Below are 21,642 nucleotides of genomic sequence, written 5' to 3' on the forward strand. Positions count from 1 at the left end.
CGCACCTGCGACATTAGATCCCACACGACCTTGGTCGACACTGACTAACCCCAGGCATCATGCGAGACTGTCCAGCCGGGCCTGGAGTGCCCGGGTGTTCTTATGCTCGGAGTTACCATGACGCTGTCCAGCGGGCTGATTGCCGCCGTTGCCCTGGCCTATATGGCCATTATGTTTGCCATTGCCTTTTACGGTGACCGCCGCCATGCGCCGCTGCCACCGCGTGTGCGTGCGTGGGTCTACAGTTTGTCGCTGGCCGTGTACTGCACCAGCTGGACTTTCTTTGGCGCTGTAGGCCAGGCCGCCGAACAGTTGTGGGCATTTTTACCGATCTACCTGGGACCGGTGCTGCTGCTGGTGTTGGCCCCCTGGGTGCTGCAAAAGATGATTCTGATCAGCAAGCAGGAAAACATCACCTCGATTGCCGACTTTATCGCCGCCCGCTACGGCAAATCCCAGTCCCTGGCGGTGGTGGTGGCGTTGATCTGCCTGGTCGGCGTGCTGCCCTATATCGCGTTGCAACTCAAAGGCATCGTACTGGGGGTGAACCTGTTGATCGGCGCCGGCCCTGACACCACCGGCACCCGGGCCCAGGACACGGCCTTGATCGTGTCCCTGGTGTTGGCGCTGTTTACCATTGTGTTTGGTACGCGCAACCTCGACGCCACCGAACACCATCGCGGCATGGTGCTGGCGATTGCGTTTGAGTCCCTGGTCAAGCTGTTTGCTTTTCTTGCCGTCGGTGCGTTTGTCACCTACGGCTTGTACGACGGTTTCGGCGATCTGTTCAGCCAGGCAATGCTCGCGCCACGCCTGGAGGAATACTGGAAAGAGACCATTAACTGGCCATCAATGGTGGTACAGACCGGCGTCGCCATGATGGCGATCATCTGCCTGCCGCGGCAATTCCATGTGACCGTGGTTGAAAACATCGACCCCCAGGATCTGCGCCTGGCCAAATGGGTGTTCCCGGCCTACTTGATCCTGGCCGCACTGTTCGTGGTGCCCATCGCCCTCGGCGGCAAGATGCTGCTGCCTGGCTCGGTGCTGCCAGACTCCTATGTAATCAGTCTGCCGATGGCCCAGGCCCATCCGGCGCTCGCGGTGCTGGCATTCATTGGCGGCGCCTCGGCCGCCACCGGCATGGTGATCGTGGCCAGCATCGCCTTGTCGACCATGGTTTCCAACGACATGCTGCTGCCCTGGCTGTTACGGCGCTCCAGCGCCGAGCGGCCATTTGAAGTGTTCCGCCACTGGATGCTCTCGGTACGCCGGGTGAGCATCGTGATCATCCTGCTGCTGGCGTATGTGAGCTACCGCCTGCTGGGTTCCACCGCCAGCCTGGCTACCATCGGCCAGATCGCCTTTGCCGCCGTGACCCAACTGGCCCCGGCAATGCTCGGCGCACTCTACTGGAAGCAGGCCAACCGCCGGGGCGTGTTCGCCGGCTTGGCCGCGGGTACATTCCTGTGGTTCTACACCTTGGTCCTGCCAGTTACCGCGAAAAGCCTGGGTTGGTCGCTCAGCCTGTTCCCCGGCCTGACCTGGATGCATTCCCACCCGTTCGGGCTGTCGGTGACGTCGCTGACCTTGGGCACCGTGTTTTCCCTGGCGGGTAACTTCACCTTGTTCGTGTGGGTTTCAATGCTGTCACGCACACGGGTGTCCGAACACTGGCAGGCTGGGCGTTTTATCGGCCAGGAAATCAGCCAGCGCGCCAATGCCCGGTCCATGTTGTCGGTGCAGATCAGCGACCTGCTCAGCCTGGCGGCACGCTTTGTCGGCGAAGAACGTGCCCAGCAGAGTTTTATCCGCTTCGCCTATCGCCAGGGCAAAGGCTTCAACCCCAACCAGAATGCCGACAACGATTGGATCGCCCATACCGAACGCTTGCTGGCGGGCGTACTGGGTGCCTCTTCTACACGAGCTGTGGTGAAAGCGGCGATTGAAGGGCGGGAAATGCAACTGGAGGACGTCGTACGGATCGCCGACGAGGCCTCCGAGGTACTGCAGTTCAACCGTGCCCTGCTGCAAGGCGCCATCGAGAACATCACCCAGGGCATCAGCGTCGTGGACCAGTCCCTCAAACTGGTGGCTTGGAACCGACGCTACCTGGAGCTGTTCAACTACCCGGACGGCCTGATCAGCGTCGGCCGGCCAATTGCCGACATCATTCGCTACAACGCCGAGCGCGGCTTGTGCGGGCCTGGCGAGGCAGAGGTGCACGTGGCGCGCCGCCTGCACTGGATGCGCCAGGGCCGTGCGCACACCTCCGAGCGCCTGTTTCCCAATGGTCGGGTAATCGAGCTGATCGGCAACCCGATGCCCGGCGGCGGCTTTGTCATGAGTTTCACCGACATCACCGCGTTTCGCGAAGCCGAACAAGCGCTGACCGAGGCCAACGAAGGCCTGGAGCAGCGGGTCACCGAGCGCACCCATGAACTGTCGCAGCTCAACGTGGCCCTCACCGATGCCAAGGGCGTGGCCGAGTCCGCCAGCCAATCGAAGACGCGATTCCTGGCGGCGGTGAGCCACGATCTGATGCAACCGCTGAACGCCGCGCGGCTGTTCTCCGCCGCCCTCTCCCACCAGCACGATGGGCTGTCCAGCGAGGCCAGGCAGTTGGTGCAGCATCTGGACAGCTCGTTGCGTTCGGCCGAAGACCTGATCAGCGACCTGTTGGATATCTCCCGCCTGGAAAACGGCAAGATCAACCCCCAACGCCAGCCCTTTGTACTCAATGAGCTGTTCGACACCCTGGGCGCTGAATTCAAGGCGCTGGCCCATGAGCAAGGCTTGCGCTTCCGTTGGCGCGGCAGTCGCTTGCGGGTGGACAGCGACATCAAGCTGCTACGGCGGATCCTGCAGAACTTTCTGACCAACGCCTTCCGTTATGCCGACGGCCCAGTGCTGCTTGGCGTGCGTCGACGCCAAGGCGAACTGTGCCTGGAAGTCTGGGATCGCGGCCCAGGCATTCCGCTGGATAAACAAAAGGTGATTTTCGAAGAGTTCAAGCGCCTGGACAGCCACCAGACCCGGGCTGAAAAGGGTCTGGGCCTGGGCCTGGCGATTGCCGACGGCTTGTGCCGCGTGCTGGGCCATCAATTGAGCGTGCGCTCCTGGCCGGGCAAGGGCAGCGTCTTCAGCGTGTGCGTGCCGCTGGCGCGCAACCAGGCCATCCCGCAACCCAAGGCGCCGGCGGAAAACGGCCTGCCTCTGAGCGGCGCACGGGTGCTGTGCGTGGATAACGAGGAGAGCATCCTGATTGGCATGCGCAGCCTGCTCACACGCTGGGGCTGTGAAGTCTGGACCGCAGCCAATCAGGCCCAATGTGCGGCACTGCTGGCCGAGGGCATGCGCCCGCAACTGGCACTGGTGGATTACCACCTGGACCACGGCGAAACCGGCACCGAGCTGATGGGCTGGCTAAGGGCACAATTGGCCGAGCCGATCCCCGGCGTGGTGATCAGCGCCGACGGGCGCCCGGAGATGGTCGCCGAGGTGCATGGCGCGGGGTTGGATTACCTGGCCAAGCCGGTGAAACCGGCGGCGTTGCGGGCACTGTTGAGCAGGCATCTGCCACTGTAAAGGGTCGTACTCGGTGAAAATGTGGGAGGGGGCTTGCCCTAATGCCAGTCAGTTAAGGCTTTTTTGTAGGAGCGAGCTTGCTCGCGAAAAACTTACAGGCGCCGCGTTCACTCAGCAAAGACGCGTTATCGTTGACGTTTTTCGCGAGCAAGCTCGCTCCTACAGAAGGCGATGACCGCTTAACTGACTGGCATTAGGGCAAGCCCCCTCCCACACTTGGCCACAGGTCTATTCGGGGAGATGCGCCACGCCATCCGAATCTGTCATCGCCCGTTCCAGCAGATCCGCCGGCAGGCTCTTACTGGCACGGGCACCGAGCAGCCTTAGTTGCTCGGTACGACTGACCAGATTCCCGCGTCCATCCGTCAGTTTGTTTCGTGCCGCGCTGTAAGCCTTGTCCAATTGCTGCAACCGATTGCCCACCTCGTCCAGATCCTGGATAAACAGCACGAACTTGTCGTACAGCCACCCGGCACGCTCGGCGATTTCCCGGGCGTTCTGGCTTTGGCGCTCCTGCTTCCACAGACTGTCGATCACCCGCAGGGTAGCGAGCAAGGTGGTGGGGCTGACAATCACGATATGGCGGTCGAAGGCCTCCTGGAACAGGTTGGGCTCGGCCTGCAATGCCGCGGAAAACGCTGCTTCGATCGGCACGAACAACAGGACGAAGTCCAGGCTGTGCAAACCTTCGAGGCGCTTGTAATCCTTGCCGGCCAAGCCTTTGACGTGATTACGCAGAGACAGCACGTGCTGCTTGAGCGCCGCCTGGCCAATTACCTCATCATCCGCCGCGACGTATTGCTGATAGGCGGTCAAGCTGACCTTGGAATCGACCACCACCTGCTTGTCGCCCGGCAACATGATCAGTACGTCCGGCTGGAAACGCTCGCCATCCGGGCCCTTGAGGCTGACCTGGGTCTGGTATTCACGGCCTTTTTCCAGGCCCGCATGTTCCAGTACCCGCTCAAGGATCAGCTCGCCCCAGTTGCCCTGGGTTTTCTGGCCCTTGAGGGCTCGGGTCAGGTTGGTGGCTTCATCCGACAGGCGCAGGTTCAGTTGCTGCAAGCGCTCAAGCTCCTTGGCCAGGGAAAAACGCTCGCGGGCTTCGTTCTGGTAGCTTTCTTCGACTCGCTTCTCAAACGACTGGATGCGCTCCTTAAGCGGGTCGAGCAGTTGGCCCAGGCGTTCCTGGCTGGTTTCAGCAAAGCGCTGCTCACGCTCATCGAAGATTTTGCCGGCCAGCTCGGCGAACTGCGCACGCAGCTCATCCCGTGAGCCTTGCAGGTCAGTGAGACGTTGTTGATGGCTGTCTTGTTGCTCGCGCAGTTCCGCGCTCAGGGCCGCCGCCAGGGCGTCGAGACGCCGCAGCTCGGTTTCCTTGGCACTGCGGTCGAGGTTCCAGGCGTGGGCGGCATCGCGGGCGTTATCGCGGTCGATCTGCAACAATTCGACTTCGCGGCGCAAGGCAGCCAGGTCGGCCTGCTTGGCGGCATTGGCGTGGCTCAGGTCACTGATCTCATCGCGACTGGCGTCCAACTGGGCAGCGAGCCCCTCCTGGGCCAGTTGCGCGGTCGCCAGGCGCTCTTCCAGCAGTTCCCAGCCGGTAGCGCGTGCGCTCAGACGTCGCTGGAGTTGCCAGCACAGCGCCAATAAAGGTACTGCTGCGCCAACAAGCCCCAAGGCGATACTGGTCCAGTCAACTACCATAGCCATTTCTGCCATCACCGAAAAAAAACAAGGGTAACCAAGCGCAGGGCTGGAGGACAGCTCAGTCTTCGACCTGGCCCAGTTCGCGCTGGGCGCGACGGTCGCCGGCGCGAGCGGCAGAACGCAACAGGTCGTGGCCTATACGGCGGTCGCGGGCGTTCCCGCATTCGCGGCACATCAGTTGGCCGAGACGACTCTGCGCGGCAACCACGCCTTCACGGGCGGGCTGTTTGAGCAAGCGTCCAGCGAAGTGCTTGATATTGCTGCTCTGCCCAAGGCGCGGGCTGTCGAGCAGCCACAAAGCAACCTTCAAGGAAAAACGCTTGGGAGTGGTAACAGTTTGGGCAGTGTCGGTAACAGAAGGTGGTACTGAGCGAAACTTCATAAAGCACTGTGGGACAGAACGGAAGGCGCGCCACTCTACTCTTTTTTTCGTACAGGTAAAGCTGAAAAAACCCGGCACGCCCGTTCTAGAGCAAGCGCTCGGGACAATCCACAGAAGCTGTGGATAACTCAGTGGACAACCCCCCTTGAACTGGCTCAAAGGCCCATGGAATGGGGCCTCAGGTCAAACTGACGATTTTTTCACCAATAAAAAAAAGCGAGATTTTTCATTGACTTAAATTTTGATTACAGGCAAATGAGCGCTGTCCAAGGTGAGGAACAGAAGGGTTACACACGTCGCAACCAATGTGCACAAGTACCCGCGTGGGGGTTATAAGGTCAGCGTTTTTTGATTCAACATGCCTTAAACATGTTACTGCCCGGACAAACCCAGGGACTTTCCAAATGTGTCGCATCTCGCCACACTGCCCCACCGACAACGCAACCCTGTAGGGCCGATGAAAGGAATTCTGTTATTCGCCTTGCTGCTATTGGCCGTCTGCGCGACCTCCCTGGGCATCAATGCCGCGCTACCTTCCCCGGACGGCGCGCTGTTCGCCAGCGCGATCCTGATATCGGCCACCTTTACCGCCGTGAGCCTGTGCATTGAATTGGGTGACGGCAGGATCAATGACATGCACGAGGTCATACGCGTGATCGAGACCAGGCAGTCTCTACGCTTGACGCTTGCGGCCTACGGCTTGGGTTGCGCTCTGGCAGCGTCAATGACGGTACTGGTCTTTCGCGGGTGGCTCGGCGGCTGATGAAGTTTTTTTGACGTTGCCCTTCCCTTCCCCATTTCGATCCGTTACTATCCGCGGCGTTAGTACCAAGCTGAAAGTCAATTCTGGTCGAACAATCCCCTGAACACATGGGATCGACCACCTCGATGGTTTCCAGGTATTCCTTGCGACGACACAGCCTTTGAACAAGCAAAGGGTGTCGCGAAGATTCAATACTCTGACCGAACCAACCTGCAAATTGATCAGGATCTTCACCCTGGGCCCAGAACCTTTGCCCCTGTTGTGTTGCCTGCCCTCCTAAGTACCTACCTGCCAGCCCAAGCGCGCCTAATTTATCAGCGCTTCAAACTGGCTGCTTTGTTCCAGTCAGGTTCTTCGCTTGATCAATGGTGATCAGCGTTACTGGAACGTTTTAACGTTGCACGGTTCTTATCCGTGTCATTTGTAGGAACACCAATAATATGAACGCTCAAATCCATACTCAGGATGCCATTCGCACCCTCACTAACGCTTTTGCCCCAATGAACTGCCTGATCATGGCCGCTCGCAAAGGCTGCTTCAGCTTCACCCTGGTCAACGAACACGGCATCGCACGTCACAGCGAACGCCTGTACCCCGATCAATACTCCAGCGCAGAGCCGCTGCAGGCCGTGATCGAGCGTACCCGCCAGGCACTGACTGCCTGATCGACCCGAGTCGCTGAAATACAAAAACCCTGTCTGAAAAACAGGGTTTTTTATTGCCTGGAATTTGGCCAGCATGCCGTTGAATTAAGTACAAATAGATATAAACGTTATAACCGAATGAAGAAGATGTTTTAAAAACAGTCCTTTACATCATGAATATGACACTACACTTCAACTCGAGCGGCATGATCCGCTTGCGACGGGCCTGAGATCCGATTCACCGCTGCCAAGCCCTCCCTTCTCAGGCTCGTCCACCCCTTTATTGGACTGAGGCTTCTATGGGTATTGCCGCCAGCGAATTGTGTCGTTATGTGATAAGGCCGACGTTGATGTACCTCGGCCGTCATGACGCGGCAGCCGAATCCCTGTTGCTGGGCATTGCCGCCAGCCAGTCGGAACTTGGCTCGGCCCTGCATGATAGACGCGGCCATGGCCTATACCGCATCACCGAACCACGCCACCGCGCCCTCTGGGATGACTACCTGGCCCTGGACCCCGAGCGGGCCAGCCTGGTACGCGGACTCGCCAGCCAACATGCTTTCCTCACTGCGCCCCAGTTGGAGTTGACGGTAAATCTGCGCTACGCCACCGCCATCGCCTGGCTGCTGGTGGAGCAGAATAGCCCCGCCTTGCCCACACCCGGCGATGTGCTCGCCATGGCGCGTATCTGGAAAGAAATTTTCCACCCGCAAGGTCGTCTGCGAGATTTTACCCAGGCGTGGCAAACCTGCGTCTGCCCCATAAAACAGGTGGCATGCTGACCGGGCAAAATGCAAGATTCGGCAAAAAACCTGAATTTTGGTCGGATTGTCCTACAAAACCGCTCTATCTCCAGCGTTACAGCCTATAGCGCGATGCGAAATTTATTGATACTTTCCGCAGCGGTGATCACCACGGAGTTCTAATAATGAAAAAAGTAATGCTCAAGACCACACTTAGCCTCGCCGTTGCCATGGCATCCTCCCAACTGTTCGCCAGCGGCTTTGCCCTGAACGAACAGAGCGTCAGCGGGATGGGTACCGGTTTCGCAGGTCGCTCGTCCTCTGCCGATGATGCAAGCACTGTGTTCGGTAACCCTGCCGGTATGGCACGCCTGGAAGGTCAACAGATCACCGGCGGCGTTGCTGCCATTGATGCCTCCACTGATATCAGCGACGTCAGCGGCCGCTCCCGCGGTAGCAACAAAGGCGACATGGTGCCTTTCACTGCCGTCCCTTTCGGTTTCTACACCAATAAACTCAACGATCAGTGGGCTGTCGGTTTCGGCGTCTATGCACCGTTCGGCCTGGTGACTGACTACGAAAGCGGCTTCCAGGGCCGCGGCTTTGGCAGCAAAAGCGAAGTAAAAGTCATCACCTTCCAACCGACGGTCAGCTACGCCTTCAATGATCGCGTTTCCGTAGGTTTTGGCCCGACCATCAACCGCATTGCCGGCACCCTGGAATCGGACCTGACGCTAAACCCCGCCGCGCCAGACACCAATATCAAGATCAAAGGCGACGACACCGCGCTGGGCTTCAACATCGGTGTGCTGGTACAAGCCACCGACACCACCCGCGTCGGCCTGACTTATCACTCCAAGGTCAGCTACAAGCTGGACGGCCACACCGAAGTCAGTGGCCCGGCTGCGACCGCTGGCGCCCTGCGCAGCAACCGCTACGATGCGTCGCTGAAGATCGATACGCCAGAGTCCTACGACCTGTCGGTCACCCAGGACCTGACTGACGCCTGGAAACTCTACGCGGGTGCAACCTGGACGCGCTGGAGCCGCTTGAAAGACATCACCGTCAAGAACGAGGGTGTCGTCGGCGGTGCTTCCGGCGGCATACTCGCCCCTGCCCTGGTCGGCACCATCAAGGAAGACCAGAACTGGCATGATACCTGGGCCTACGCCGTGGGTACTTCGTACCAGCTCACCAAGCAAGTGGTGTTGCGTACCGGCCTGACCTTCGACCAATCGCCAACCAACAATACGGATCGTTCGCCACGTATCCCAACTGGCGACCGTACGATCTTCAGCCTGGGCCTGGGCTACGAGGTCATGCCGAACATGACCGTCGACCTGGCCTACTCCTACTTGAAGGAAGAAGACGTCAAGGTTTCGCGTTCCAACGCATTGGCCAGCTACAACGCCAAGTATGAAAACAGTGCCAACGGTTTCGGCCTGGGCATGACCTACCGCTTCTGATTCTCGGCGGTATAAAAAAGCCCCGCTCTCCTGCACAGGAGGCGGGGCTTTTCATTGGTCGCGGCTCAGGGCTTGGACGCCAATGCCTCTTCCACTGCCTTGATCAGGTCCGGGCTGTCCGGCTTGGTCACACTGGAAAAGTTGGCAATTACCTTGCCCTGGCGGTCCACCACGTATTTATAGAAATTCCACTTCGGCGCACTGCTCTGCTGCGCCAGCAGCTTGAACAGGTGTACCGCATCCGGTCCCCTGACCTTCTGCGGTTCGGTCATGGTGAAGGTCACGCCGTAGTTCACGTAGCAGACCTTGGCGGTCTCTTCGCCGGTCTTGGCTTCCTGCTTGAAATCATCGGACGGCACGCCGATCACTTCCAGGCCTTGATCCTTGTAACGCTGGTACAAGGCTTCGAGACCTTTGAATTGCGGGGCGAAGCCACAAAAACTCGCAGTATTGACGATCACCAGGGGTTTGCCGGCGAAGCGCTGGCACAGGTCAATGGACTCCTTGGCCCGCAACTTCGGCAACTGGCCCTCGAGCAAAGCGGGGCAATCGGCAGCCATGGCTATGCTGCCAACAGCCATGAGGACGGGTACAGCGAGCCAGCGCATCAGCATGATCAAATTCCTTGAGTCAGTTCAGGCATTGAACTTAACAGATCGCCATGCCCAGTTGCATCAACGCCAGACCGCCCTGTTGCCAACCCCACCAGGCCAGCAGCAACAGAGCCAACACCGCCGCCATGGCCATAACGCGCACCGCTAGCCTCATGCCGCCTCCATCTGCGCCTGCATACGCGCCACCGGGCGCTCACGCACCGGCCAGTTCAGGGCCGCAGCGAGCAGGCTGAGCAGAATCGCCACCTGCCAGATCAAATCGTAGCTACCGGTTCGATCATAGACCACCCCGCCCAGCCAACCACCGAGGAATGAGCCGAGTTGGTGGAACAGGAACACAATCCCACCGAGCATTGAGAGGTTGCGTACACCAAACAAGGTCGCGACAGTGCCGTTGGTCAGGGGGACGGTGGACAACCACAGGAACCCCATCGCCATGCCAAACAGATACGCGCTGACTTCGGTGACCGGCGCCCACAAGAACAATACGATCACCACGGCTCGCAACAGGTACAAACCGGTCAGCAGGCGCGGCTTGGACATGCGCCCGCCCAGCCAACCGGCCGTGTAGGTGCCGAACACGTTGAACAGGCCGATCAAGGCCAGCACCGTGGTGCCCACCGTGGCCGGCAGGTGCTGGTCGACCAGGTACGCCGGCAAGTGCACGCCGATAAACACCACTTGGAAACCACAGACAAAAAAGCCGAAGGACAGCAGCCAGAACCCTGAGTGAGAGCAGGCTTCCTTGAGAGCTTCGCCCAGGGTCTGCTGACCGACCGTGACCGGCAGCGGTCGATCCTTGAGCATCGCGACCAGCGGCAGGATCAACGCCACCATCAAGCCCAACGCCAGCAGTGCCGCAGACCAGCCCAACCAGCCAATCAAGCCGAGGGTGCCGGGGACCATGGCGAATTGGCCGAAGGAACCGGCGGCGCTGGCGATGCCCATGGCCATGCTGCGTTTTTCCGGGGCTACGGCGCGGCCGACCACACCAAGAATCACCGAGAACGAAGTACCGGACAGGCCAATACCAATCAGCAAGCCGGCACTCAGGGACAGCGACCACGCAGAGTCGGACATGCCCATCAGTACCAGGCCCGCGGCATACAACACGCCGCCGACAAACACTGCCTTGGTCGCGCCGAACCGGTCGGCCAGGGCACCGGTAAACGGTTGGGCCAGGCCCCAGATCAGGTTCTGCAAGGCAATGGCGAAGGCAAAGGTCTCACGCCCCCAGCCAAATTCGCTGCTCATGGGCGACAGGAACAGGCCGAAGCCATGCCGTACGCCCAGGGACAACGCCAGGATCAGCGCACTCCCCACAAGGATCCAACCGCTGGTGCGCCACATCGAGGTCATTTTTATTCTCCGCTCGCGGGTATATACCCGCTTATAGTCGAACAAACCGCGCTTCAGGCGAGTTCGTCCAGCAAGGCCAACAACATTTCGCGCTTTTCGGCGCCCAACTTATCAATCAGTTTCTGTTGCGCCGCTTCCCATGCCGGCAAGGCCGCGGCCAGTCGCTGCTGGCCTGATTCGGTCAACACCACCAGGCGGTTGCGCAGATCGTCGCCCTCGACCAACTGCACCAGCCCTTCGCCTTCCAATACACGCAGATTACGCCCCAAGGTACTGCGGTCCAGACCCATGGCCTCGGCCAGGCTGGAAATGCTCGGTTGGTCGAGGCGCTGCAAGTTACACAGCAGAGAATACTGGGCAACGTTGATCCCGAAGCCGTCGAGAGCGCCGTCGTAGTGCCTGCTGACGCCACGGGCGGCGCGTCGCAGGTTGGTGCATAAACATTGGGAGGCAAGCATAGAGCGTGTATATACCCGCAGTTAAGGAAATGCAAGAAAGGTTACAGGGCCAGCCCGACCAGTACAGCGACTTCGAGCAACTCCAAGAGCGCGCCAGCCGTATCGCCCGTGGTACCGCCCAGACGCTTGACCATCAAGTGACGCAGCCACACGAAGCACAGCGCCGCCAGCAACACCGCGATGCCGCCGTTGAAACCACCAATCAGGATGCACGCCAGGCCGCTGAGGATCAGCACCTGCTGGCCGACAATCCGCGGTAAATGATCGGACAATGCCTGGCCCAAGCCTCCTGCGCGCACATAACGCGTGGTGAGAAACAGCGCCAACATCGAAGCCCGCCCGATCAGCGGCGCCAGGATCAAGGCCACGCCATTGTGTTGTTCGATCAGGGCCACCAACGCGCTGAACTTGAGCAGCAACACCAGGCCCAGGGTGACCACCGCAATCGGCCCGCTGCGCGGGTCTTTCATGATGTTGAGGGTGCGCTCGCGGTCACCAAAGCCACCCAGCCACGCATCGGCGCTGTCCGCCAGGCCATCCAGATGCAGGCCGCCACTGAGCAGCACCCAGGCCGTCAGTAGCAGCGCGGCATGCAATAGCAACGGCGCGCCCATCAACACCAGGTTCAGGCCCCATAGCAGCAGGCCGAACAGCAGTCCCACCAGCGGATAAAACAGCAACGAGCGGCCCAGCTCCTGAGGCTGTGGCATGCCCGGCAAACGGATCGGCAGGCTACTGAGAAATTGCAGGGCGATCCAAAATGGCAGCATCGTCAGGTTCCTTCCTTCAAGACGCTGTCGGCGCCAACCTGCAGGCTGAACAACGCGCCGTGGCCGACTTCGACATTCAGCAATTGCTCACGGGGCAAACCGCGGGCGCGGGCCAACAGCAGGCGCATCACGCCGCCGTGGCTGATCAATAGCACGCGCTGGCCAGCATAAGCCTGATGCAGTCGGGAGACAGCGCCGAGAACGCGTTCGGAAAACTCAATGACCGGCTCGCCTTGCGGCGGCGTGAACGCGTAGGGATCAGCCCAGAACAAGCCCAGCCCTTCGGCGTCGGTTTCCATCAGCGCGGCTGCGCTCTGGCCTTCCCAGGCGCCGAAATGGAGTTCTTGCACATCAGGCTCAAGACTCACCGGCAGGTCGAGCTGTGCCCCCAACTCCCGGGCAAACAAGGCACAGCGTTGCAGCGGCGAGCTGAACAGCCGATCCCACGGCCCCTGCTCCACCACTGCGGCGCGCATCTGTGCCCAACCTCTGGCGGTCAATGCATCGTCCAGGCTGCCACGCAGGCCGCCGCCCAGCTCGGTTTCGCCGTGGCGCAGCAGGTCCAGGCGCAAGGTCATGCGGGGCGATCCGCCACGGACGCTTCGGCGAACGTTGCCATCTGCCCGTGCAACGCGCACGCCAGGCGCAACAATGGTACCGCCAGCGCCGCGCCACTGCCCTCGCCCAGGCGCAGGCCCAGCTCCAGTAAAGGTCGGGCATCCAGGCTGTGCAGCACATGGCGATGACCCGGCTCGGCGCCCCGATGGCCGAACACCAGCCATTCGCGACACCGCGGGTTCAAGCGCACCGCCACCAGTGCGGCAACGCTGCAGATAAAGCCATCCACCAGCACCACAATGCCCTCTTGGGCGCAAGCCAGATAAGCGCCGACCAACGCCGCCATTTCAAAGCCGCCGAGGTTGAACAGGGTTTGCAACGCATCACCACGCTGAGCGGCATGCACCGCCAATGCCCGCTCGATCACCGCGACCTTGTGGCTGACACCCGTGGCATTCAAACCCGTGCCCGGGCCTGTCAGATCACTCACCGGGCACTCCAGCAAGGCACAGGCCAAGGCGCTGGCCGCAGTGGTATTGCCGATGCCCATCTCGCCGCCGATAAACAACTGCGCTCCGCTGTCCAGGGCGCGGCTCACGCTGTCTCGTCCGGCTTGCATGGCCAGTTGCCCCTGGGCCCGAGTCATCGCAGGCCCATCGACGAAATTGGCCGTGCCCGCGCCGATATTCAGGTGACGCACGCCGGGCAAATCCAGCGACGGCGTGACGGTGCCGAGGTCGACCACTTCCAGCTGCGCATCCAGCTGCCGCGCCAACACACTGATCGCCGCACCACCGGTGACAAAGTTATGCAGCATCTGCCCGGTCACTTCCTGGGGAAATGCCGACACGCCTTCGGCAACCACGCCATGATCGCCGGCAAAAATCGCGATCCACAGTCGATCTACCGACGGTTTGACCTGGCCCTGCAGGCCTGCCAACTGCACCGCGAGCGCCTCCAACTGGCCTAGGGAACCGGCCGGTTTGGTCAACTGCTGCTGGCGCGCCAGCGCCTGTTCGTGGGCAGCGGCATCAATGGCCTTGCAGGGCTTGAGCCACCAGGAATCCGTCATAACGCAGTACCTTTCAAAGTCAGGGGCAGGCCGGCGACCGTCAACACAACACGCTGACACCGCTCGGCCAAGGCTTGATGCAGCCAACCGGCTTCATCCACATAACGGCGAGTCAATTCGCCCAGCGGCACGACACCCAGACCGGTCTCGTTGCTGACAAAAATAATTTCACCCGGCAGCGACGCCAGGGTTTGCAGCAGTTGATCACGCTCGAACGCCAGGCGATCAGCGTCTTCGAGCATCAGAAGATTGGTGAGCCATAACGTCAGGCAGTCCACCAACAGGCAATGCTCGGCAGCGGCGTTTTCACCTAGCACCCGCGCCAGCTCAAGGGGTTCTTCAATCAACCCCCAATGGTCTGGACGACGCCCACGATGCAGGGCAACCCGCTGATTCATTTCACCGTCCAGCGGCTGGCTGGTGGCGATGTAAGTGACCTGCAAACCGCTATCGCTGGCGAGCTTTTCAGCAAGGCGACTCTTGCCAGAGCGTGCGCCGCCCAAGATCAGTTGGAGCATGGGATTAGCCCTGTAAAAGTCATGGATGGAGCGGGAAGCCAGAATGAACGCGGCGCTCTCAGGTTTTTCGCGAGCAAGCTCGCTCCTACAGAAAAGCAGACACGCCGCCAGCGTATCCACGATGCGAAGCGAGTCGCTCTTGATCTTAGGCGCCCCGTCAAACCACGCTGGCCGAACGCAGGCTTGAAGCCGTGGGTAACCCGGCAGGACGCCGGGTTAGCCGTCCTGGGCCAGGGATGGCCCATGACGGCGGCCCACGGATTCAAGCCGGAGTGAGGGCACACCGAGCCTGGGCGAGGTGCCGAGTGGTGGGGCAAGAGCGTTTTGGTTACTTTTGCGCTGTTCAAAAGTGACCCGCTGTAAGAGCGGAACCATAAGTGGCCGTTACCGCAGCAATGGATATGTACACCGACAGGCCGCCATCGGGGGCAAGTCGAAACGTCGCACCGCCCCTCCCACATTTGGATCGCGTACACACTGTCAAATCCCGCATAGGTTGCGCAACAAATCGGTGTCCAAATGGTGCTCAACCAAGTCCGCCAGCTGCTCGATATCACGCTCACGAATGAACGCGGCGCTCTCAGGTTTTTCGCGAGCAAGCTCGCTCCTACAGAAAAGCAGACACGCCGCCAGCGTATCCACGATGCGAAGCGAGCCGCTCTTGATCTTGATCTTAGGCGCCCCGTCAAACCACGCTGGCCGAACGCAGGCTTGAAGCCGTGGGTAACCCGGCAGGACGCCGGGTTAGCCGTCCTGGGCCAGGGATGGCCCATGACGGCGGCCCACGGATTCAAGCCGGAGTAAGGGCACGCCGAGCCTGGGCGAGGTGCCGAGTGGTGGGGCAAGAGCGTTTCGGTTACTTTTGCGCTGTTCAAAAGTGACCCGCTGTAAGAGCGGAACCATAAGTGGCCGTTACCGCAGCAATGGATATGTACACAGACAGGCCGCCATCGGGGGCAAGCCTCCTCCCACATTCGAACACCATCAGATCCCACATAGGTTGCGCAACAAATCGGTGTCCAAATGGTGCTCAACCAAGTCCGCCAGCCGCTCGATATCACGCTCACGCAACCCGTGATAATCCACCTCCTGCACATCCTGCAACCCAGCCCAACGCAACAACGCACTGCACGCCGCCGGTGCCTCAAACAGCCCATGCAGGTAGGTACCAAGAATCTGCCCATCCGCACTCAGCGCCCCATCGCTGCGCCCATCGTCCAGCAACACGGCAGCGCTGACCAAAGCATCACCCGACGTCACCCCCGCATGAATCTCATACCCACTGACCTCCGCATCCTCAAGCACCAAGCGCCCGCGTACATTACGCAGTTGCTTCTCCTCCTCCAGCGTCGTAGTAAACGCCAGCAGCCCAAGACCAGCACTGGACCCGGTCACACCCTCCAGCCCGAGCGGGTCATGCACCTGCTCGCCCAGCATCTGCAACCCACCGCAAATCCCCAGCACCTTGCCGCCATAACGCAAATGCCGCGCCACGGCTGCCTCCCAGCCATTGGCACGCAAGAACGACAAATCGCTGCGCACGCTTTTCGAGCCCGGCAGGATGATCAAGTCAGCCGCAGGAATCGCCTGGCCCGGCCCGACAAACTGCAAATCCACCTGGGGGTGCAGGCGCAACGGGTCGAAATCCGTATGGTTGCTGATACGCGGCAACACCGGCACCACCACTTTGAGCACCTGGGCGGCCTTGTCGACCTGGCGCTGGTCGATACCGTCTTCGGCCTCCAGGTGCAGGTCCATCACATAGGGCAACACCCCCACCACCGGCTTTCCAGTGCGTGCCTCCAGCCAATCCAGCCCAGGCTGCAGCAGCGCGATATCACCGCGAAAACGGTTAATGATGAAACCCTTGACCCGCGCCTGCTCACTGGGCGAAAGCAGCTCCAGCGTGCCGACCAGATGGGCAAACACGCCGCCGCGATTGATGTCGGCGATCAACAGCACCGGGCAATCCACTGCTTCGGCGAAGCCCATGTTGGCAATGTCGTTGGCACGCAGGTTGATCTCGGCCGGGGAACCCGCGCCCTCGACCATCACCACCGGGTAGGCCTGGCTCAAACGCGCGTGGGAAGCCAGTACCGCTTGCATCGCGATAGCCTTGTAGTCGTGATAGGCCACGGCGTTCATGCTGGTCACGGCGCGGCCATGGATAATCACTTGGGAACCGGTATCGCTGTTGGGCTTGAGTAATACCGGGTTCATGTCGGTGTGGGGCGCCAGGTTGGCGGCCTGGGCCTGGACCGCCTGGGCACGGCCGATTTCGCCGCCTTCGGCGGTGACGGCGCTGTTGAGCGCCATGTTCTGCGGCTTGAACGGCACCACCGCCACGCCCTGGCGCACCAGCCAGCGACACAGCGCGGTCACCAGGGTGCTTTTGCCGGCATCGGAGGTGGTGCCCTGCACCATCAGGGTACTCATGTGGCTTCCTTGTAGGCGGCCAGGGCCTGGTCGAGTCGCAGCCAATCGGCGTCGGTGTCGGGCAGGCCGAAACGCACACTGCTGTCATGCACAAACAGGCGCAGCAGGATGCCGCGCTGGGCCATGAACTCGTGCAGGCGTTCGGCGTGCGGCGTAATCAACCACTGGAACAACGCGCAACCGCCGTGGGGCACAAAGCCCCGGCGTTCAAGCAATTCGAACAAGCGCTGGCCGGCTTCGATGCAGCGTTTGCGCTGGCGGGTGTGCCCGGCGGTGTCGCGCAGGCACACTTGGCCCAGCACCCGTGTCGGCCCGCTGACGGCCCAGGGCCCGACCTGTTCGGCGAGCAACTTGAGCAGCTTGCGCTCGGCCAGCACAAAGCCCAGGCGCACACCGGCCAGGCCGAAGAACTTGCCGAATGAACGCAGCACGATCAAACCGACCTCATGGGTATGGCTGGCCAGGCTCAACTCTGGGGTAACGTCCATGAAGGCCTCGTCCACCACCAGCCAGCCACCGCGCTGGGCCAGCCGTGCATGCCAATCCAGCAGACGCTGTGGGGGCAGGCTCAGGCCCGTGGGATTGTTGGGGTTGACCACCACCAGCACATCGAGGCTGTCGAGAAAGAAATCGACCTCCTGCTCCTGCACTTCGCGCACCACGTAGCCAGCGCGACGCCAGGCTTCGGCGTGCTCGGCATAACAGGGCGAGAGCACGCCGACCTTGCCGGAGCGACGCAGGCGCGGCAGCAACTGGATCGCGGCCTGGGAGCCCGGCACCGGCAACAACTGGGCGGTACCGTAATAGTCGCTGGCGGCCTGCTCCAGGCCGTCGTCGCTTTCCGGCAGGCGCGCCCAGGCACGCAACGGGATTTCGGGAATCGGCCACGGCCAGGGCGCCAGGCCACTGGACAGATCGAGCCAATCCGCTTCGGCAATCCCATACTCAATCGCGGCCTTTCGCAGCCGACCACCGTGTTCAAGCATAGATGTGTGCCCCCACGCACAGGACTAACAACCACAACCATACGCCGCGTTGCACCAGTTGCCAGCCGCGATCAATGGAATCGGCGTCGGCCGGTGGACCTTCGCCCAACTGCGGGCGCTGATGTACCTCGCCGTGATAAATCGCCGCACCGCCCAATTCGACCCCCAGTGCACCCGCACCGGCAGCCATCACCGGCCCGGCGTTGGGACTGTCCCAAGTCGGGCCCTGGGTGCGCCAGCATTTGAGGGCTAGGCGGGTTTTGCCCAATAACGCGTAGGTCAAAGCCACCAGGCGCGCAGGAATATAGTTGAGCACATCGTCTATCTTGGCGGCAGCCCAGCCAAAACGTTCGAAGCGTTCGTTGCGATAGCCCCACATGGCATCCAGGGTGTTGCTCAGGCGATAGAGCACCACGCCCGGCACACCGGCCACCACGAACCAGAACAGCGCGGCGAATATCGCGTCGCTGCCATTTTCCAGCACCGACTCAGTGGCGGCGCGGGCGACTTCGGTGCGATCCAGTTCGCTGGTCTGGCGGCTGACCAGGTAGCTCACGCGTTTGCGCGCCTCGTCCAAGTCATCCCTGCGCAGAGCCTGGGCCACCGGGGTCACATGCTCACCCAGGCTACGCATGCCAAGGGCGCAATACAACGCCAGGATTTCCACGAGCCAGCCAATCAACGGCGCCCATGACAAAGCCGTGGCCAGCAGGGTCAGCGGCACCACCGCGATAAACCACGCGGTCACGCCATGGCTGCGCCAGCCGCGTCCACCGGTATTGAAACGCTGCTCGATACGCCCGGCGAAATTGCCGAACGCCACCAGCGGATGCCAGCGCCTGGGCTCACCCAGCAGCGCATCCAGCGCCACCGCAGCGACACACAGCAAGGCCACACTCATTGACTCACTCCCCACTTGTTTTCATACAGCATGTCACTCAGCGGTCGCGGCTCGGTCCAGCCTTCAAGCTGTAACATCGGTGCCGGATAGAACTCCGCCACCGGCCCCAGGCACAGTACGGCCAGGGGTTTCGCGCCGGGTGGCAGACCCAGCAGTTCGGCCAACGCCTGGGGTTCGAACAGCGACACCCAGCCCATGCCCAGGCCCTCCACTCGCGCCGCCAGCCACAGGTTCTGAATTGCACAGGATAGAGACGCCATGTCCATTTCCGGCAGGGTGCGGCGCCCGAAGATATGGCGCTCGCGATCATCCATCAGTGCGGCCACCAATACCTCGGCGCAGTCGTTGATGCCTTCGACTTTGAGCTTCATGAACTCATCGGAGCGCTCGCCCAGGGCCTGCGCGGTGCGCACGCGCTCTTCTTCCACCAACTTCTGGATCTGGCTGCGCAACGGGCGATCGCTGATGCGGATAAAACGCCATGGCTGCATCAAACCTACACTGGGTGCCTGGTGCGCGGCCTGGAGCAGGCGGTGCAACAGTTCCGGGGCGACGCTGCCGCCGGTGAAGTGGCGCATGTCGCGGCGTTCGGCGATAGCGCGGTAGACGGCCTGACGGTCGGCCTGGGGGAAGGCGTTGTCAGTCATGGCCTCACCGGGGGCAAGCCCCCTCCCACATTGGATTGGGTTTCAACTCGGTCAACTGTGGGAGCTGGCTTGCCTGCGATAGCGGTCTCAAGGTCTGGCGCGAACAACGCGGCCACCGCGCCAGGATTCGACGGGAAATAAAAGTGCACGTAGGACGCGGTCATCCGCCCTTGGCGGTACACCGCTTCGGCACCGCGCCCACCGTTGGGGCTCAGGCCGCGGGCAATTGGCGCCCATTCGGTGTTGGTCAGGGAATGGTGGTAGGTGTGGCCGCGCAGGACGCCTTCCGGCAGTTCGACGCTTTGCAGAGCCAGGGCTGCAAGTTTCTTTTGCATCACTGCATCGCCTTGCAGCAGGCCCACCAGTTCGGCACGAGAACCGTGCACATCGGTGAGCGAATCGAGCAGGTAAAGCATGCCGCCGCATTCAGCGAGCAGCGGTTTGCCGGCGGCGTGATGTGCGCGGATGGCCTCCAGCATCGGGATGTTGGCCGACAGGGCCTGGTGGTGCAATTCCGGATACCCGCCGGGCAGATACAGACTGTCAGCTTCCGGCAGTTGGCGATCATGGATCGGTGAGAAAAAGCTCAGCTCAGCACCCATCGCCCGTAACAGGTCAAGGCTGGCGCCGTAGGTAAAGGCAAAGGCTTCGTCACGGGCCACGGCGATGCGCACGCCGGCGAGCAACGGCTCGGCCTCGATCACTGCGGGCGCGGCAAAGGTCACGGGCGGCGGCAGGGCCACTTCACAACTGCTGCCCAGGGCCTGGGCGGCGGCGTCCAGGCGCACATCGAGGTCATTCAATTCACTGGCTTGCACCAGGCCCAGGTGGCGGCTGGGCAGTTCGATGCCGGTCTCCCGGGACAACGCGCCGTACCAGCGCAAGCCTTCGGTGAGGCTGCCTTCGAGCAACTGGGCATGACGCAAAGTACCGACACGGTTGGCCAGCACGCCAGCAAACGGCAGGTCGGGTTGATAACGTGCCAGGCCCAGAGCCAGGGCGCCAAAGGTCTGGGCCATGGCGGTGCCATCGATCACGCCCAGTACCGGCACGCCGAAGTGCCGCGCCAGGTCGGCGCTGGAGGGCGTGCCGTCGAACAAACCCATCACGCCTTCGATCAGGATCAGGTCAGCCTCCCCTGCCGCTTCCCAGAGCAGACGGCGACTTTCCTGCTCGCCCACCATCCACATGTCCAGTTGATACACCGGCGCACCGCTGGCGCGCTCGTGGATCATCGGGTCGAGAAAATCCGGGCCGCATTTGAACACGCGCACCTTGCGTCCCAGGTTGCGATGCAAACGCGCCAGCGCGGCGGTGACGGTGGTTTTGCCCTGGCCGGACGCCGGAGCGGCGATCAATACGGCCGGGCAATGACGGGGCTGATTCAAAGTTCGACGCCTTTCTGGGCCTTGATACCGGCCTGGAACGCGTGCTTGAGCATGCCCATTTCGGTGACGGTGTCGGCCATTTCAATCAGTTCCGGCTTGGCGCCGCGGCCGGTGACCACCACATGCTGCATCGGCGGGCGGGCTTGCAGGTCGCTGAGTACCTGGTCCAGGTCCAGGTAGCCGTGCTTGAGGGCAATGTTCAGCTCGTCCAGCACCACCAGGCCGATAGAGGCGTCTTGCAACATCGCACGGGACACGGCCCAGGCCGCCTCGGCGGCGGCTATGTCGCGCTGGCGGTCCTGGGTTTCCCAAGTGAAGCCTTCGCCCATCACATGGAAGCGCACCTGCTCGGGAAAGCGCCGAAAGAACAGCTCTTCGCCGGTGCTGTTGCGGCCCTTGATGAACTGCACCACGCCGCACTGCATGCCGTGGCCCATGGCGCGGGCCAACATGCCGAAGGCCGAGCTGCTCTTGCCTTTGCCATTGCCGGTCAGTACCAGCAACAGGCCGCACTCATTCGGCGAATTGGCGATGCGCTCGTCGATCACGGCTTTTTTGCGCAGCATGCGCGCCAGGTGGCGTTCGTCGCGGTCAGGGGAATCGGTCATGGCAGCTCTCCGTTGGGGCTGGACAAAAAAC

20 protein-coding genes and 1 pseudogene are annotated in these 21,642 nt (G+C 61.5%); 5 read left to right on the plus strand and 16 right to left on the minus strand.

What is annotated here, in order from left to right; all coding sequences use genetic code 11:
• Nucleotides 1-117 precede the first annotated feature (117 nt).
• Nucleotides 118-3,588: a hybrid sensor histidine kinase/response regulator gene (locus KVH01_RS13360; protein ID WP_217881745.1), complete on the plus strand. Its 3,471-nt coding sequence runs from the start codon at nucleotides 118-120 to the stop codon at nucleotides 3,586-3,588.
• A 228-nt stretch (nucleotides 3,589-3,816) separates the two neighbouring features.
• On the opposite strand, the gene rmuC is transcribed toward KVH01_RS13360, so the two are convergent.
• Both rmuC and KVH01_RS13370 read right to left on the minus strand, forming a co-directional pair.
• Nucleotides 3,817-5,181 carry a DNA recombination protein RmuC gene (gene rmuC / locus KVH01_RS13365; RefSeq protein ID WP_217881782.1) on the minus strand — a complete coding sequence of 455 codons (1,365 nt, stop codon included), beginning with the start codon at nucleotides 5,179-5,181 and terminating at the stop codon, nucleotides 3,817-3,819.
• Nucleotides 5,182-5,356: 175 nt separating this feature from the next.
• Nucleotides 5,357-5,680 (minus strand): SEL1-like repeat protein, encoded by a 324-nt coding sequence (locus KVH01_RS13370; protein ID WP_217881746.1) that lies wholly within the window; start codon nucleotides 5,678-5,680, stop codon nucleotides 5,357-5,359.
• A 457-nt stretch (nucleotides 5,681-6,137) separates the two neighbouring features.
• Here KVH01_RS13370 and KVH01_RS13375 point away from each other — a divergent pair, with 457 nt between their 5' ends.
• The 4 genes from KVH01_RS13375 (at nucleotide 6,138) to KVH01_RS13390 (ending at nucleotide 9,296) form a co-directional block, all read left to right on the plus strand.
• Nucleotides 6,138-6,443: a hypothetical protein gene (locus tag KVH01_RS13375; RefSeq protein WP_124412829.1), complete on the plus strand. Its 306-nt coding sequence runs from the start codon at nucleotides 6,138-6,140 to the stop codon at nucleotides 6,441-6,443.
• A 440-nt stretch (nucleotides 6,444-6,883) separates the two neighbouring features.
• A complete protein-coding gene (locus KVH01_RS13380; RefSeq protein WP_005790139.1) occupies nucleotides 6,884-7,108 on the plus strand; it encodes a hypothetical protein in 225 nt (74 codons plus the stop codon).
• Nucleotides 7,109-7,386: 278 nt separating this feature from the next.
• Nucleotides 7,387-7,869: a hypothetical protein gene (locus KVH01_RS13385; RefSeq protein WP_043051626.1), complete on the plus strand. Its 483-nt coding sequence runs from the start codon at nucleotides 7,387-7,389 to the stop codon at nucleotides 7,867-7,869.
• Nucleotides 7,870-8,015: 146 nt separating this feature from the next.
• Nucleotides 8,016-9,296: an OmpP1/FadL family transporter gene (locus tag KVH01_RS13390; protein ID WP_217881747.1), complete on the plus strand. Its 1,281-nt coding sequence runs from the start codon at nucleotides 8,016-8,018 to the stop codon at nucleotides 9,294-9,296.
• Between the two features lie 65 nt (nucleotides 9,297-9,361).
• Here KVH01_RS13390 and KVH01_RS13395 read toward each other — a convergent pair whose 3' ends face one another.
• From KVH01_RS13395 to cobO, 14 genes and pseudogenes are all read right to left on the minus strand, one after another.
• On the minus strand, nucleotides 9,362-9,910 hold the full coding sequence (locus KVH01_RS13395; protein ID WP_198720712.1) for a glutathione peroxidase: 549 nt from the start codon (nucleotides 9,908-9,910) through the stop codon (nucleotides 9,362-9,364).
• Between the two features lie 150 nt (nucleotides 9,911-10,060).
• Nucleotides 10,061-11,260: an MFS transporter gene (locus KVH01_RS13400; protein ID WP_161796528.1), complete on the minus strand. Its 1,200-nt coding sequence runs from the start codon at nucleotides 11,258-11,260 to the stop codon at nucleotides 10,061-10,063.
• A gap of 62 nt (nucleotides 11,261-11,322) precedes the next feature.
• A complete protein-coding gene (locus KVH01_RS13405; RefSeq protein WP_217881748.1) occupies nucleotides 11,323-11,727 on the minus strand; it encodes a MarR family winged helix-turn-helix transcriptional regulator in 405 nt (134 codons plus the stop codon).
• A gap of 41 nt (nucleotides 11,728-11,768) precedes the next feature.
• The gene (locus KVH01_RS13410; protein WP_217881749.1) at nucleotides 11,769-12,497 is read right to left on the minus strand and encodes an adenosylcobinamide-GDP ribazoletransferase; all 729 of its coding nucleotides are present in this window, start codon (nucleotides 12,495-12,497) and stop codon (nucleotides 11,769-11,771) included.
• Nucleotides 12,498-12,499: 2 nt separating this feature from the next.
• The gene (cobC, locus tag KVH01_RS13415; RefSeq protein ID WP_217881750.1) at nucleotides 12,500-13,075 is read right to left on the minus strand and encodes an alpha-ribazole phosphatase family protein; all 576 of its coding nucleotides are present in this window, start codon (nucleotides 13,073-13,075) and stop codon (nucleotides 12,500-12,502) included.
• Nucleotides 13,072-14,127, minus strand: a complete 1,056-nt coding sequence (gene cobT, locus KVH01_RS13420; protein ID WP_217881751.1) for a nicotinate-nucleotide--dimethylbenzimidazole phosphoribosyltransferase — start codon at nucleotides 14,125-14,127, stop codon at nucleotides 13,072-13,074. The genes cobC and cobT overlap by 4 nt, the downstream gene beginning before the upstream one ends.
• Entirely contained in the window at nucleotides 14,124-14,645 is a 522-nt protein-coding gene (gene cobU, locus KVH01_RS13425; protein WP_217881752.1) for a bifunctional adenosylcobinamide kinase/adenosylcobinamide-phosphate guanylyltransferase, read from the minus strand. Before cobU ends, cobT begins: the two co-directional genes overlap by 4 nt.
• A 480-nt stretch (nucleotides 14,646-15,125) precedes the next feature.
• A pseudogene (locus tag KVH01_RS30825) lies at nucleotides 15,126-15,212 on the minus strand (hypothetical protein); the annotation flags it as partial.
• 417 nt (nucleotides 15,213-15,629) lie between these two features.
• Nucleotides 15,630-17,081 (minus strand): cobyric acid synthase, encoded by a 1,452-nt coding sequence (locus KVH01_RS13430; RefSeq protein ID WP_217881753.1) that lies wholly within the window; start codon nucleotides 17,079-17,081, stop codon nucleotides 15,630-15,632.
• The gene (gene cobD / locus KVH01_RS13435) at nucleotides 17,078-18,067 is read right to left on the minus strand and encodes a threonine-phosphate decarboxylase CobD (RefSeq protein WP_217881754.1); all 990 of its coding nucleotides are present in this window, start codon (nucleotides 18,065-18,067) and stop codon (nucleotides 17,078-17,080) included. The genes KVH01_RS13430 and cobD overlap by 4 nt, the downstream gene beginning before the upstream one ends.
• A complete protein-coding gene (gene cbiB / locus KVH01_RS13440; RefSeq protein ID WP_043048922.1) occupies nucleotides 18,060-18,968 on the minus strand; it encodes an adenosylcobinamide-phosphate synthase CbiB in 909 nt (302 codons plus the stop codon). The genes cobD and cbiB overlap by 8 nt, the downstream gene beginning before the upstream one ends.
• Nucleotides 18,965-19,615: a 5,6-dimethylbenzimidazole synthase gene (gene bluB, locus KVH01_RS13445; protein WP_217881755.1), complete on the minus strand. Its 651-nt coding sequence runs from the start codon at nucleotides 19,613-19,615 to the stop codon at nucleotides 18,965-18,967. Before bluB ends, cbiB begins: the two co-directional genes overlap by 4 nt.
• Complete coding sequence (locus tag KVH01_RS13450) at nucleotides 19,612-21,003, minus strand: cobyrinate a,c-diamide synthase (protein WP_217881756.1); 1,392 nt, start codon at nucleotides 21,001-21,003, stop codon at nucleotides 19,612-19,614. The genes bluB and KVH01_RS13450 overlap by 4 nt, the downstream gene beginning before the upstream one ends.
• Nucleotides 21,000-21,611 (minus strand): cob(I)yrinic acid a,c-diamide adenosyltransferase, encoded by a 612-nt coding sequence (cobO, locus tag KVH01_RS13455; protein ID WP_043048925.1) that lies wholly within the window; start codon nucleotides 21,609-21,611, stop codon nucleotides 21,000-21,002. The genes KVH01_RS13450 and cobO overlap by 4 nt, the downstream gene beginning before the upstream one ends.
• Nucleotides 21,612-21,642 lie beyond the last annotated feature (31 nt).

The organism is Pseudomonas khavaziana, assembly GCF_019145205.1.
In the GTDB taxonomy this organism is placed as follows: Bacteria; Pseudomonadota; Gammaproteobacteria; order Pseudomonadales; family Pseudomonadaceae; genus Aquipseudomonas; species Aquipseudomonas khavaziana.